Origin of the sequence: Methanoculleus sp. UBA430 (genome assembly GCF_002506585.1) — an archaeon.
Classification (GTDB): domain Archaea; phylum Halobacteriota; class Methanomicrobia; order Methanomicrobiales; family Methanoculleaceae; genus Methanoculleus.
The window spans coordinates 105,294-117,523 of sequence record NZ_DAXW01000003.1; the positions used below are offsets into that span (position 1 = coordinate 105,294).

Genomic DNA, 12,230 nt, shown 5'->3' on the forward strand with positions numbered 1-12,230 from the left:
CCCGCCCCTGGCCCGACGAGGGGCGGCGGGTCGTCTGCGGGACGGTGGAGAACCTCTATTCTGCCCTCTTGGCAGCACTCCCGGAGATCCGCCGTCTCATCGACGCGGGGAGGATCCGGATGGAGGACTTCGACCACCGGAAGTACAACAGCTGCGAGATCATCCCGTGAGGGGGAGGGACGAGGAGGCCCCGGAGCGGCCGGGCCTCACTCGTTCCCGAGGTTCGCGAGAAGTTCCTCTGCCCCCTCCACCATGGCGCGGGCGGCCTTCACCTTTGCCTTCACGACGGCGTGGTTGCCCTCTTCGAGTGCCGCTTCCGCCTCCCCGTAGAGGACCTCGGCCCGGTCCGTCCGCGCCCGGGGTTTTTTGACGTCCTGCCCCTCGGCGGCCGCAATCTCGACCTCCTCCTGGACAGCGAGCAGGTCGCCGTAGAGCTCCTCCAGGAGTTCGCGCAGTTCCTCCGTCCGGGCGAGATCCTCCTCCCGTTTCTGCCGGCCGCGCTCGCGGAGAGCCTCCCGCGCCTCCTCCTGCCCCTCGATGATCGCCTGGAGCTCGTTCTCGACGTCCCTGACCGCTTCCGCGAGCACTTCCGCAAACGCCGTCCGTTCCTCATGGGATGACTCGTAGCCGTCGTATGCCCCGTAGGCCCCACCGGCCGCCGCACCGCCGATGGCGTCGCCGAGGTCCCGCTCGCCTCGCATGACGCTGCCGAGGATGCTGCCTATGCCCGCCCCGGCGATGGCGCCCATGAGCCCTTTCTTGATCTCCTTGCGTTGACGCTCGACGGTATAACTCACCCGGACGTTCTCCCGGTCGACCGCGATCTCCATACGCCCCTCCTCACCGGTATGCCGGACATCCATCATCGACGATGTATCCCCGATACTCTGGTGCGTGATCTCCGTTCCCCTGAGCGCGAGCTGCGACATCAGCCGTTCCACAAAGTCCTGGTAAAGGGACGACACTCCCTGGCCGTAGTAGACAAACGCCATAACTACCTCCGTGCAATTGTAGTCAATCTCACAGTCTGGCATAAAAACCTTACCAGATGCAGAGATAGGAAAAACCGGCATGGAACTCGCCTGCCCCGGGACGAAGGGCAACATTCATGCAGCCAGAAGGGGACAACGTTGAGAGAACCATGACGACCATCAGCCTCATCCTCTGCAGGATCGGGCTCCACCGCTGGGGCAGGAAGCGGGGATACGACGAGTACTCCTCGAACGTCATCGAGTGGGAGCAGCGGTGCGAACGGTGCGGGAAGCGGAAGCGGTGGGTCGAGACGAAGCGGGACCGGCGGCGGTGAGGGTTCAGCGGTCGGCCGGGACACCGGCATCCCGGAACCGCCAGTGACCCCCGGAGACCAGCATCTCGAACCGTGCGCCCTGCCCGGCCTCTCCTGTCTCGCGGACGACGATCCCGGTCATCGCAAGGATCTCACGCACGAGGAAGAGCCCGAGACCGGTGTTCTTCCCGAAACCTTGCAGGAATATCCTCTCTTTCTCGCCTGCCGGTATACCGGGACCGTCGTCCTCGACGGAGATGACGAGGCTCTCCTCCCGGCAGGAGCAATGGACCCTGACCGCCGGGGCCGGCCCGGCGTACCGGACCGCGTTCTCAAAGAGGTTGTAGAAGACCTTCTCGAACATGGGATCGGCGTAGACCTCAACCCCGTCCACCCCGGTCATGAGGGTGAGAACGGAGTGGAGGTTCGCGGCCGCCCGGGCCACGCACTCGCCGACGTCCTGGTACTCCGGGCCCCGGTCCCCCAGACCCGAGTAGTCCTGGGCAAATGCAATCTGGCGCTGGATAAACCCGATAGCCGTCTTCTGCCGGTCCAGGTAATCCAGGAGAACAGGATCGGTTGCCTGGTCCCGTGCCAGCCCCAGGTAGCCCTGGAGGATGGTCAGCTGGTTGAGGATATCGTGCCGGGTGATGCTGGAGAGGAGGTGCATCTTCCGGTTCACACCAATCAGAGCAGCCTCCATCAGTTTCCGGGCGGTGACGTCCCGGACGATCGCCTGGAGGCGGGGCGGGCCTTTCACGTCAACGCGGCTCACGCTCATCTCCGTATCGTAGACCTTCCCGCTTGGCGCAGTGATCCGCCACGCGAAGAACTGCGGCTGTCCCGCATACGCCGCCTTCATCTTCTCGACAGCGCTTGCCAGCGCCGGAACACCATCCGGCTGAATGGGGTTTGAGAGATCCCAGGGCCTCTTCCCGATGAGAAACTCCCGGGTGCACCGGAAAACATTGAGGGCCTTTGAATTACAGTCGGCGAACCGGTCGCCCTCAAAGATGAATATCGGGTCGTTTGCCCCCTCAAAGAGGGCGCGATAGCGTTCTTCCGAGTCTCGCAAGGCCCGGATGGCCCGCCGGCCCTCCACCGCCTGCACGATCCGGTGCTCGAGCTCGACAAACTGTGATTCAGGGTCGCCCCCTTTCTGGATGTAACCGTCGGCACCGCGGTTGAGCGCTTCCACGACAATCTCCTCGCGGCCGCGCCCGGTAAAGAGGATGAATGGAAGGTCCCCAAAACGCTGCCGGACCTCCTTCAAGAGCTCGATGCCGTCCATCTCCGGCATCAGGTAGTCGGAGACGACCGCGTCACAGGCCACCTCGTCCAGCCGGGCCAGCGCCTCCCGGCCGGAGGGCACGGTCTCGACGCTGAGCGTACCCGAATGCTCAAGAAACACCTTACTGATATCAAGGAGGGCCGGTTCGTCATCAACGTAGAGCAGGGTATATTGGCCCGTTGGCAACACCACTGGATCAATCTATACATCAAAACAACTATAAGAGTCTATTGAAACCGCATGGTTTTACAAAAAAAGGGCAATATCGAAATTCAGGGTAAATTTAGGGGTAATTCCAAGAGCGGATACCGGAGAAGTTACCGGAGCATCTCCTTCCCCGCCGAGAAAGCCTTCGCGAGCACGCCGCCGAACTCGTAGTACTCCTGCCGCATCGAGTCGTAGGCGAACGGTCTGACCTTCGCGATATCCGGCTTGCCGTCTTCACCAAGGACGCTCTCGTCCACCTTCACGTCCAGGATCTCCCCGATGAACTGGGTATGCACACCGATCTCGACCGTCTGGAGGAGCCGGCACTCGAGAACGACCGGGAACTCCCCGACGTACGGGGCGTTCACGAGATCGCCCTTCACCGGCGTCAGATTGGTCGCCGCGAACTTGTCCGTATCCCGGCCGGAGACGATGCCGAAGCAGTCCGCCTCCTTCACGTAGTCCGCCGAGGGTATGCTGATCGTGAACTCGCGCTGCTCGATGAGGTTCGCGTAGGTCTGCCGGGCTTTCTGGACCGAGACCGCGACTGCCGGGGGGCGGGACGAGCAGATGCCGCCCCATGCAGCAACCATGGCGTCCGGCCGGCCGTCGGCACCGTAGGTCCCGATGATCAGGACCGGGTGGGGATAGAGGAGTGTCCGTGGGCCGATTGATCGCTTCGTCATGGACTACGTTTCGTCTCTTGACCCGGATATACTTTTTCGGGCGGCCTGAGAGGTTGCAGGGCAACAGCCGGAATCCCGGTCACGCAACGCCCGCTGCCCCCTTCTTCTGTTCCTGCACCGAGCGGTAGAGGAAGTAGCCGACGATGCCGAACGTCGCTATCGGCGAGAGCCAGGCGGGGATGTGGAACCCGAAACTGTCCGCGAGCATGATCGTCCCCAGCACCAGGATGGAGTACATCGCTCCGTTCTTGAGGAAACAGTAACTCCGGATCTTATCGACGCCACGGACGGTCAGTTCCCTGACGACGACAGCCCCGATACCGTTCCCGATCAGGATGAGGGGGACCGAGAGGGTGAAGGCGAACGCCCCGATGACGCCATCGATCGAGAATGTCGCGTCGAGGACCTCCAGATAGGCGATCTTCGAGAGGTCCGACATCCCGGGCTGCCGGAGCCTGGCTTCCTGCACCTCGGCGTTCTGCCGGAATCCGTGGACGATGAAGAAGGCGGTCGAACCGAGCACGGCCGCAAACCCCATCATGACGTTGATCTGGAGGGCGAACCAGACGATTGCGGCAAGCAGGATCGAGACGACCGCGTAGAACCAGACGGCCTGGCGGGAGAAGATGGCCTCGCTCCGGAGCCCCCAGGTCTTCTCCTCGACAAAGAGCCAGTGGAAGAAGAGGAAGACCAGGAACGTCCCCCCGAATATCAGGAGGATCGGGGCCGATTCTTCGATCGCGGCTGTTACCGCCGGATCGCTTGAGAACGTCGCGAGCAGGGATCCGACAGGCCCAAGCGACGGGGTGGTTGCCCAGACGATCAGCCACGGCAGGAGCCCCCGGACCACGAAGACCGCAACGATCAGGCCCCATAGGAGGAACCACCTGCGGGCCTTCTCCCCCATCGTCACGAGAACGTCGGCGTTGATGATGGCATTATCGATGCTCGAGACGATCTCAAAGACTGAAAGGCCCGCTACGGTCAGAATAATCAGTAGCCAGTCCATCTCTGTGATGGAGGATCTTCTCGCCGATCGTATTTAAGGAGGAGGCCCGGCCGCCGGCACGGGTTATGTTCATATACCATACCGGCATGAGTCAGACGCCGTCAACGGAGGTTATGTTATGGGAATCGTGAAGTGCTGCCGTGAGCAGGTCGTCGCCGTCTCGCCGGATACGCCGGCGGTGGAGGTGGCGAGGATTATGGGAGAGAGGAATGTCGGAAGCGTCGTCATTGTCACCGGCGATAACCGGCCTGCCGGCATACTCACCGATCGCGACCTTGCAATCCGGGTCATGGCACAGGAGAAGAATCCCGGCGAGGTCCGGGCAGGGGATATCGTGACCCGGGACGTGGTCACGTTCCATGACAACATGGGGATCTACGAGGCCATCCAGAAGATGACCGCGGAGGGCATCCGGAGGATGCCGATCACCGACGACGCCGGGAAGTTGATCGGGATCGTCACCATGGACGATATCGTCCGCATGCTGGGCGAGGAGATGGCTTCCATCGCAAAGAACATCGAGAAGCAGAGCCCGCCCATGCAGAAAGAGAGCCCGCCCATGCCCATGTAAGGGAGGGCACCGGCATCTTTTCTTCTCCGGCCGGGGGCTCGGCGCCCCCACGCCTGTTGCCCTTTACCCGGTGGCGAAGACGATGACCTCCCCGGTCTGGTTCATCGACCCTTCCATCGCCCGGACCAGTTCCTCCCAGGTCGCGCCGGGCTCAAGACCGAGATCGAGGTCGAGCGCGTAGACCCGGAAGAGGTAGGCCTCAGTTTTTCCGGCCTCCGGGCAGGGGCCCCGGTAACCGATGGTGCCGAAGTCGTTTGTGCCCTGTACGGCGCGAACCGGCGTTTCCACAACCTTATCGGCCGTGAACCCTTCAGGGATCAGCGGGACGGCGGGGAGGTTCCAGAAGACCCACGCCACCCTTGACGGGCCTTCCTCGGGGCTCGTCGTCGCGAGGACCGCGAGCGACTTGATGTTCGGCAGGATCCCCTCGACCCGGATTGCGGGCGACCGGTTCGCTCCCCTGCAGGTGTGCTCCGGCGGGAACTCTTCAAAATCCAGTGTGACAACCAGGTTCGGCATTGTACCAGACTCCGTCGATAGCCTCTTTCGGGAAGAGAAGTATAAAAAGGGTTTGTGCGGTCACCGGGAGTACATGGCGGCGGTGTCGCCGAACTGGAGGACGTGCCCCTGCATCGCGGCGATGAGATCGTGCTTGCCCGCGCCGGGGGCGAGATCGAGCATGGCGTCGAGCCCGTAGACCTTGAAGTGATACCGGTGCGTCTCTCCCGGGGGCGGGCAGGGGCCGCGCCAGCCGATGATACCGTAATCGTTCGTCCCCTGGACGGCGTTCACCGGAGCGGTCACGATACCCTGCGGCGGAATACCCTCCGGGATCACCGGTGCCGGGGAGAGATTCCAGACGATCCAGGTCGTAAACGAGCACCCGGGTTCGAAGGGGTTCAGTGCAAAGACCGCCATCGACTGCGTCTCCGGGGCGAGTCCCCGGATCCTCAACCCGGGAGAACGGTCGGGACCGTCGCAGGTGTTCCAGATAGGGAACTCTGCAGAGTGAAGAGAGACTATCAGTTTGGTGACTTCTGCGCCCATACAGGGACTCTAGGCGGGTCCCGATAAAAAGGTTGCGAGACCGGGGATGCCTTCAGGTCCGGGTTCCGGCTCCGGGCGGGGACTCGGGCACCGTTCTCCGCCTGTAGACCGCCATCGTCTCACCGTAGCCGGTCGCGGCGCCGGCAAGTGCGTCCAGAAGCCAGGTCCTGCCGGAGCCCGGCGGGAGGTCGAGTTCCTGCGCGAGGCTCCAGACCCGGATGAAGAAGCGGTGCGACGCACCCCTCGGGGAGCAGGGGCCGGCGTAACCGGTCTTCCGGAAGTCGTTCGTCCCCTGGACGGCCGGGACCGGATGGAAGACCCGGGGCTCCGGGGGGATGCCTGCGGGAATCTCGCCGGTCGACGGGATATTCCAGGCAAGCCAGTGGGTGAACGTGCCCCGCGGTGCATCCGGGTCGTCCATGATGACCGCAAGGTAAGGTGCATCCGACCCGAGCACCCGTATCCGCGGAGAGATGTCCTCTCCGTCACAGGTGTGCTCCCGGGGAAACCGGTCGAAGTCGACCTCTATCGTCAGGTTCTGCATACCCGTCACCCCCATGGAAAGGGGTGCATAAATCTGTTGCGGCGGGCGGGATTGGACCTAGCACCGGGGCGGTCCCGTTTCGGCCGCCCTCCCGTATGCCGCCATCGCCTCCCCGGACTCCTGGATCGCGTCCATCATGGCGCGCCCGAGGTCGACTCGACTGGATCCGGGCGCGAGATCGATCGGCCCGGCGAGCCCGTAGACCCGGAAGAGGTAGCGGTGCGACTCGCCGCGCAACGGGCAGGGGCCCCGGTAACCGATGGTGCCGTAATCGTTCGTCCCCTGCATCGCACCAGCCGGTTCCTGGAGTTCTCCCGCGGCAGGCAGGTCCGGGGGGACTTCCTCTGTAGCAGGGATGTTCCAGATGAGCCAGTGGGTGAAGGTGCCCTCCGGAGCATCGATATCCTCCATGATTATCGCGAGGTAGGGCGTCCTCGCGCCGAGGATCGTGATTGCCGGCGAGGTGTCGTCACCGTCACAGGTGTGCTCCGGGGGAAAGACGCCAAACCCCAGTATCACGACGAGGGGATCCACCGCCATGCCCCCGCCCGCATCAGAAGAGCCCCATATCCCGGGCCTGGACCAGCAGTTCCTGCACCTCCTGGTCGGTGAGGTCGTGCCACCGCTCGTAGGCCTGCGCCACCGCGAAGGTGGGGCTGGTCCTGATGTTTGGGCAGACGACGAGGTCCGCCCTCCGGGCGATGAAGTTGACAGCGTGGAGGGAGCCGGTGGGGACCGCCACGACGACCTTCCGGGGCAACTCAGCCCGGGCCGCCTCGACGGCGGCGAGCATCGTATACCCGGTCGCGAGGCCGTCGTCGATCAGGATCGCGGTCCGGCCTTCAAGCCCCGGCTCCTGCCGCCCGCCGGAGAACTTCTCCAGCCGCTCCGCCACGTTCGCTTTGGCCTTCGCTATCGCGGCGCTCACCTCGGCATCCGAGAGGTGGAGCCCGGCCATGAGGCCCCGGTTCAGGAAGACCCGCCCGTCCCAGGTCACGGCGCCGAACCCGGCCTCCGGGTTCCAGGGAATCTGCACCTTGCGCACCACCGCCATCCGGAGCGGGGCCTTGAGCGCCCGGGCCACCTCAACACCCGGCGGCACCCCCCCGGCGGGGATGGCGCAGACCACCGGCCCGGCGAGCGTCTCCATCGGCGAGAGGGTCGCGGCGAGGCGCCGCCCGGCATCGGTCCGGTCCTCAAAGACGCCCAGTCGGTCCCGCATCGCTCTATCTTCACTGATCCGGCTCGACTCAAGCATAGGTCCGCCCTTACAGCGCCGGGGTATTAACGTCTTGTGGTGGACGCTCCCCCTCTCCGGGGAGCGATACCAATAACTCTCTACAGATCGATGATTAGCCGGCAGATGATGCGAAGAGAGAGTGACCGGAGGAGGCACCGGCGATGGCAACCGACGCCGTGACACTGTATACCGACGGCGCGTCACGGGGAAACCCCGGAGACGCCGCCTGGGCGTACGTGATCGTGCGGGACGGTTCCGTCGTGGCCGGCCGTTCTGAAGGTATCGGAACTGCGACCAACAATGTGGCCGAGTATCACGCTGTCATCAACGGTCTTGACGCCGCCCGGGAGTTCACCGCCGGCAGGCTGACCGTCAGGTCGGACTCGGAACTGGTCGTCCGCCAGCTCACCGGCCGGTACCGCATCACCAAAGAGCACCTTGCAGCCCTTGCGGACGAAGTCCGGGGACTGATGCGCAACTTTGCGGAGGTCAGGTTCGAGAGCGTCCCGCGAGAGCACCCCTGCATCCAGGTCGCGGACCGTCTCTGCAACGAAACGCTCGATGCAAGGAGGCCGGGGCGGTAACGGTATGGCGACGATAGAATGCATCCCCATCGGCGTCGTCCGGTCGCCCTACCGGGCCCGGGGCGACGCCCCCCGCCAGGGGCGCCTCGCGGATACCGTCGCGGAGATCCGCGTCCTCGAAACCTACGCCCCGGGGCTCGAGGGGATCGAACGGAGCAGCCACCTTATCGTGCTCTACTGGCTCGACCGGGCGGAACGCGGGCTGCTCTATGCAAAGCCGCCGGGTGAGACCCGGGAACGCGGGGTCTTCTCGACGCGCTCGCCCGCCCGCCCGAACCCGATCGGGTTCGGGATCGTCGATCTGGTCCGGCGGGAGGGCGGTGTCCTGACCGTCCGGGGGCTCGACGCCCTGGACGGCACCCCGGTCCTGGACATCAAGCCCTACTCGCCCGAGATCGACTGCATCCCGGAAGCGACGGGCGGCTGGCACATCAAAAAGTAGATCGGGTCACGGGACAGGGACCGCCGCCTCCCCGATGCCGAGTTCGCGGAGTTTCTCCGGCGTCGGGCGGCCTTCCCGGTCCCATCCCCGGGCCTCGTAGTAGTCGTCGAGAAGGGGCTCTCGCTCCCAGACCTGGCCTTTCGGAGCGCCTTCAGTGAGCGGCTCCTCAAGGAGGCGCGGCGGCAGGGTGTCATCCTCCCGGGTACATCCGGCTCTCAGGTTGAAGATCTTCTGCATGTTCCAGATCCGCTCGCCGATCCGGAGCACCTCAGCGCCATCGATATCGTAGCCGGTGACCGCCGAGACCATCGCCCCGTAGTCCGCGGCGCCGAGCGGGAACGAGGTGAAGAGGCAGGCCCCCGACGAGTCGATGAAGGCCGTGAGGTCCTGGAAGATCTTCGTCCAGACCGCCTTCCCCTCACTCAAGTAGGGGTCGAGTTTCTCCGGCGACCCGAGCACCTCGGGGGCGATCATGTAGCCGTAGACATGGTCGCCGCCCCGGACCGATGTGGCGTAGGCAAGACCGTGCCCCTGCAATCCCCGGGGGTCGTAGGCAGGGAGTTCCTGGCGCTTGACGCTCATCGAGAGTTCGGGGTGCCCGTGCTTCCGGGCGAAGCGGAAGGAACCCTCGGCAAGTTCGTCGCCGATGCCGTCACGATAGGCGATCCGCCGGACCAGGTCGAGCATCCGTTCTGCGTCACCGAACCGGACTTCTTCGTCGATGTAGCCCTTCTCCGAGAGTTCCATGGCGCAGGCGATCGTCGACCCGGCAGAGATCGTATCGAGGCCGAGGTCGTTGCAGAGACTGTTCGCCTCCGAGACGGCGGCAAGGTCGTCGATCCCGCAGTCGGGACCGAAAGCCCAGATCGTCTCGTACTCCGGTCCTGCCGTCCGCTTCCCCTCGATCTCGATGTCGCGGCCGCACTGGATGACGCAGGTCTGGCACCCCATCTTACCGGAGAGGATGGTGTCGGCCATTCGCTCCCCCGAGACGTTCTCCGCTGCAGGAAAGTGAGCGGTCTGGAAATTCCGGGTCGGGAGGATGTAGTTCTCGTTGATGATGTTCACGAGGACGGCCGTCCCGAACCGGGGCAGCCCTCCGCCCGAGATGGCGTTCTCCCGGATCTTCTCCGCGATCTCTTTCTTCAGGGTGAGGAACCGGTCACGGTCGGCGACGGTAATCCGGCCGTTCCCCCGGGCGGCGACCGCTTTTACGTTCTTCGACCCCATCACGGCACCGACGCCCCCGCGGCCGGCGGCCCGGGAGGTCTCGTTGATGATGCCGGAGAACCGGACGAGGCGCTCGCCGGCGGGGCCGATGCAGGCGACGCTTGCGCCGGGGTCGCCGAGGTCTTCCTGGAGGGCCGCCGTCGTCTCGCTCGTCGTCATCCCCCACAGGGGCGAGGCATCCCGGACCTCCGCGTGCCCGTCGTCGAGGAGGAGGGAGACCGGCCGTTCCGCCCGCCCCAGGATCACGACCGCATCGTACCCGGCACGCTTCATGCTGGTGCCGAACTTCCCGCCGGAGTTCGCGCTGGTCAATGTCCCGGTCAGCGGCGATTTCGTGACGACGTCGTACCGGGAACCCAGGGGAAGGCCGCTCCCGGCAACCGGCCCGGTGGCGAAGACCAGCACGTTCTCCGGACCGAGAGGATCGATGCCCGGGTTCACCAGGTCATCGAGGATGCGGACCCCGAGGCCTCTCCCTCCGATGTATGCCCGCCTCCACTCTTCGGGAAACGGTTCCTCCATCGTCCGCTCTCTCGTGAGATCGACGTAGAGGATCTTCTCTGCGTAGCCGTTCATAGGTTATCACCATGCCCCAGGGCCCGGCCAGGGCAATAAGACTGCCGGACGACGATATCGACTCATTAACTTTCGCGTTGAGGAAATCAGATACGATCCGGGCACGCGCCCGGGAGCGATACCAATAAGGCTGGAGACCTCTATCACCCGGGGTGGAGGAAGAGGTGGCGACGATCCTGGGCGCGAACGGAGGGGGTGCCATAACGGTGAAGGTCAGGGCGTTTGCCATGCTCCGCGACATCATCCCGGCCGAGTGCAATGCGGAGATCTCCCGGGGATCGACCGTCGGCGACCTGCTCGCGTACCTCTCCGCCCGGTACCCTGGGCTCGGCGACGCCCTCTTCACCCCCACCGGGGAGATCCGGGCCTACGTCAACATCTTGAAGAACGGCAGGAACGTCCACTTCAGCGGGGGTCTTGAGGCGCCCCTTGATGACGGGGACACCGTCGCCCTCTTTCCCCCCGCCGCCGGTGGCTGAAAACGTGCCCGAAATCCAGGCTCCGGCGGCAGGACGGGACTTTCTTGCCAGCACCTATACCTTTTTGTGACGTTTACCAGTAATATATAGTAACTCCAGATTATGAGATACCCTATCACGGAGGATACTTCTGATGACTCAAACGAGCGAACCCGATAAGGAAACCTGTGCCGGCAACTGCGCCGGCTGCCCGTCTGCGACCGGATGCAGCGACCCGAGAAATGCGGATGCTCCGCGGGATCTCCCCCCGAAAGCCGATGTCAGCGTAAAGCATGTCGTCCTCGTCCTCTCCGGGAAAGGCGGAGTAGGAAAGAGCACGGTCTCGGCAAACCTCGCCTATGCTCTTGCCAACCGCGGCTATAACACGGCTCTCATCGACCTCGACATCCACGGTCCGGACATCCCGAAGATGCTCGGGATCGAGGACGCCCGTCTCCAGTCCTACGACGGGAAGATCATCGAGCCGGTCAGGGTCAGCGGCAACCTCGCGGTCATCTCGATGGCATTCCTCCTCCCGGAGCGCAACACCCCCGTCATCTGGCGTGGCCCGATGAAGATGACGGTCATCCGGCAGTTCCTGGAAGACGTCAACTGGGGCGACCTCGACTACCTGATCGTCGACCTCCCGCCCGGCACCGGCGACGAAGCCCTCACCGTCGCCCAGCTTGCCCCGAACATCGCCGGAGCGGTTATCGTCACCACCCCGCAGGACGTCGCGGTCCTCGACTCGAGCAAGGCCGCCGAGTTCATCAAGAAACTCGAACTCCGGGTGCTCGGCATCGTGGAGAACATGAGCGGGTTCGTCTGCCCCCACTGCAAGGAGGAGATCGATATCTTCGGCAAGGGCGGCGGCGAGAAAGAAGCAAAAACCCTCGGGGTGCCCTTCCTCGGGGCCATCCCGCTCGACCCCGAGATGCGCAAGGCTGCAGACGAAGGAAGGCCGTTCATCATCCGCCGTGCCGGGGGCGAGGAAAACCCGACCTGGAAGAGCTTCGACGCCATCATGGAAGCCCTGGTGAACGAGATCGAGGGATAAAGA

Annotated in this window: 16 protein-coding genes; 6 read left to right on the forward strand and 10 right to left on the reverse strand. The window is 64.3% G+C overall.

The window, feature by feature from the left end:
* Nucleotides 1–206 precede the first annotated feature (206 nt).
* The gene (locus BRA49_RS02200; RefSeq protein WP_292383063.1) at nt 207–1,034 is read right to left on the reverse strand and encodes a hypothetical protein; all 828 of its coding nucleotides are present in this window, start codon (nt 1,032–1,034) and stop codon (nt 207–209) included.
* Nucleotides 1,035–1,108: 74 nt separating this feature from the next.
* On the opposite strand from BRA49_RS02200, the gene BRA49_RS02205 reads away from it, so the two are divergent.
* Entirely contained in the window at nt 1,109–1,306 is a 198-nt protein-coding gene (locus tag BRA49_RS02205) for a hypothetical protein (RefSeq protein WP_292383064.1), read from the forward strand.
* Nucleotides 1,307–1,310: 4 nt separating this feature from the next.
* On the opposite strand, the gene BRA49_RS02210 is transcribed toward BRA49_RS02205, so the two are convergent.
* The 3 genes from BRA49_RS02210 to BRA49_RS02220 form a co-directional block, all read right to left on the reverse strand.
* On the reverse strand, nt 1,311–2,762 hold the full coding sequence (locus BRA49_RS02210) for a response regulator (RefSeq protein WP_292383065.1): 1,452 nt from the start codon (nt 2,760–2,762) through the stop codon (nt 1,311–1,313).
* Nucleotides 2,763–2,893: 131 nt separating this feature from the next.
* Nucleotides 2,894–3,469, reverse strand: coding sequence for a flavin reductase family protein (locus BRA49_RS02215; protein ID WP_292383067.1), 576 nt, complete (start codon nt 3,467–3,469; stop codon nt 2,894–2,896).
* 79 nt (nt 3,470–3,548) lie between these two features.
* Nucleotides 3,549–4,478, reverse strand: coding sequence for a DUF475 domain-containing protein (locus BRA49_RS02220; RefSeq protein ID WP_292383069.1), 930 nt, complete (start codon nt 4,476–4,478; stop codon nt 3,549–3,551).
* Between the two features lie 118 nt (nt 4,479–4,596).
* On the opposite strand from BRA49_RS02220, the gene BRA49_RS02225 reads away from it, so the two are divergent.
* Nucleotides 4,597–5,049 (forward strand): CBS domain-containing protein, encoded by a 453-nt coding sequence (locus BRA49_RS02225; protein WP_292383071.1) that lies wholly within the window; start codon nt 4,597–4,599, stop codon nt 5,047–5,049.
* A 63-nt stretch (nt 5,050–5,112) separates the two neighbouring features.
* Here BRA49_RS02225 and BRA49_RS02230 read toward each other — a convergent pair whose 3' ends face one another.
* The 5 genes from BRA49_RS02230 to BRA49_RS02250 are packed head-to-tail and all read right to left on the reverse strand — an operon-like array spanning nt 5,113 to nt 7,898.
* Nucleotides 5,113–5,568 carry a YbhB/YbcL family Raf kinase inhibitor-like protein gene (locus BRA49_RS02230; protein ID WP_292383072.1) on the reverse strand — a complete coding sequence of 152 codons (456 nt, stop codon included), beginning with the start codon at nt 5,566–5,568 and terminating at the stop codon, nt 5,113–5,115.
* A gap of 60 nt (nt 5,569–5,628) precedes the next feature.
* Nucleotides 5,629–6,096: a YbhB/YbcL family Raf kinase inhibitor-like protein gene (locus tag BRA49_RS02235; RefSeq protein WP_292383074.1), complete on the reverse strand. Its 468-nt coding sequence runs from the start codon at nt 6,094–6,096 to the stop codon at nt 5,629–5,631.
* Between the two features lie 52 nt (nt 6,097–6,148).
* Entirely contained in the window at nt 6,149–6,640 is a 492-nt protein-coding gene (locus BRA49_RS02240) for a YbhB/YbcL family Raf kinase inhibitor-like protein (RefSeq protein WP_292383076.1), read from the reverse strand.
* Between the two features lie 57 nt (nt 6,641–6,697).
* Nucleotides 6,698–7,180 (reverse strand): YbhB/YbcL family Raf kinase inhibitor-like protein, encoded by a 483-nt coding sequence (locus BRA49_RS02245; protein WP_292383077.1) that lies wholly within the window; start codon nt 7,178–7,180, stop codon nt 6,698–6,700.
* 13 nt (nt 7,181–7,193) lie between these two features.
* Nucleotides 7,194–7,898 carry a phosphoribosyltransferase gene (locus BRA49_RS02250; protein WP_292383079.1) on the reverse strand — a complete coding sequence of 235 codons (705 nt, stop codon included), beginning with the start codon at nt 7,896–7,898 and terminating at the stop codon, nt 7,194–7,196.
* 143 nt (nt 7,899–8,041) lie between these two features.
* Between BRA49_RS02250 and BRA49_RS02255 the strand changes: the two genes are divergently transcribed.
* Together BRA49_RS02255 and tsaA are read left to right on the forward strand one after the other, a co-directional pair.
* Complete coding sequence (locus tag BRA49_RS02255) at nt 8,042–8,464, forward strand: ribonuclease HI family protein (protein ID WP_292383080.1); 423 nt, start codon at nt 8,042–8,044, stop codon at nt 8,462–8,464.
* A gap of 4 nt (nt 8,465–8,468) precedes the next feature.
* A complete protein-coding gene (tsaA, locus tag BRA49_RS02260; RefSeq protein ID WP_292383081.1) occupies nt 8,469–8,906 on the forward strand; it encodes a tRNA (N6-threonylcarbamoyladenosine(37)-N6)-methyltransferase TrmO in 438 nt (145 codons plus the stop codon).
* 6 nt (nt 8,907–8,912) lie between these two features.
* Here tsaA and BRA49_RS02265 read toward each other — a convergent pair whose 3' ends face one another.
* Complete coding sequence (locus tag BRA49_RS02265) at nt 8,913–10,712, reverse strand: aldehyde ferredoxin oxidoreductase family protein (RefSeq protein WP_292383082.1); 1,800 nt, start codon at nt 10,710–10,712, stop codon at nt 8,913–8,915.
* A gap of 164 nt (nt 10,713–10,876) precedes the next feature.
* Here BRA49_RS02265 and BRA49_RS02270 point away from each other — a divergent pair, with 164 nt between their 5' ends.
* Nucleotides 10,877–11,191: a ubiquitin-like small modifier protein 1 gene (locus tag BRA49_RS02270; RefSeq protein WP_292383084.1), complete on the forward strand. Its 315-nt coding sequence runs from the start codon at nt 10,877–10,879 to the stop codon at nt 11,189–11,191.
* Nucleotides 11,192–11,324: 133 nt separating this feature from the next.
* The gene (locus BRA49_RS02275) at nt 11,325–12,227 is read left to right on the forward strand and encodes an Mrp/NBP35 family ATP-binding protein (RefSeq protein WP_292383086.1); all 903 of its coding nucleotides are present in this window, start codon (nt 11,325–11,327) and stop codon (nt 12,225–12,227) included.
* The last annotated feature ends 3 nt before the right edge of the window (nt 12,228–12,230 follow it).

Coding starts and splice junctions, on each gene's coding strand:
- BRA49_RS02200 (WP_292383063.1), bottom strand. CDS start 1,034: ATGCCAGACTGTGAGATTGACTACAATTGCACGGAGGTAGTTATGGCG.
- BRA49_RS02205 (WP_292383064.1), top strand. CDS start 1,109: ATGCAGCCAGAAGGGGACAACGTTGAGAGAACCATGACGACCATCAGC.
- BRA49_RS02215 (WP_292383067.1), bottom strand. CDS start 3,469: ATGACGAAGCGATCAATCGGCCCACGGACACTCCTCTATCCCCACCCG.
- BRA49_RS02220 (WP_292383069.1), bottom strand. CDS start 4,478: ATGGACTGGCTACTGATTATTCTGACCGTAGCGGGCCTTTCAGTCTTT.
- BRA49_RS02225 (WP_292383071.1), top strand. CDS start 4,597: ATGGGAATCGTGAAGTGCTGCCGTGAGCAGGTCGTCGCCGTCTCGCCG.
- BRA49_RS02230 (WP_292383072.1), bottom strand. CDS start 5,568: ATGCCGAACCTGGTTGTCACACTGGATTTTGAAGAGTTCCCGCCGGAG.
- BRA49_RS02235 (WP_292383074.1), bottom strand. CDS start 6,096: ATGGGCGCAGAAGTCACCAAACTGATAGTCTCTCTTCACTCTGCAGAG.
- BRA49_RS02240 (WP_292383076.1), bottom strand. CDS start 6,640: ATGCAGAACCTGACGATAGAGGTCGACTTCGACCGGTTTCCCCGGGAG.
- BRA49_RS02245 (WP_292383077.1), bottom strand. CDS start 7,180: ATGGCGGTGGATCCCCTCGTCGTGATACTGGGGTTTGGCGTCTTTCCC.
- BRA49_RS02250 (WP_292383079.1), bottom strand. CDS start 7,898: ATGCTTGAGTCGAGCCGGATCAGTGAAGATAGAGCGATGCGGGACCGA.
- BRA49_RS02255 (WP_292383080.1), top strand. CDS start 8,042: ATGGCAACCGACGCCGTGACACTGTATACCGACGGCGCGTCACGGGGA.
- tsaA (WP_292383081.1), top strand. CDS start 8,469: ATGGCGACGATAGAATGCATCCCCATCGGCGTCGTCCGGTCGCCCTAC.
- BRA49_RS02265 (WP_292383082.1), bottom strand. CDS start 10,712: ATGAACGGCTACGCAGAGAAGATCCTCTACGTCGATCTCACGAGAGAG.
- BRA49_RS02275 (WP_292383086.1), top strand. CDS start 11,325: ATGACTCAAACGAGCGAACCCGATAAGGAAACCTGTGCCGGCAACTGC.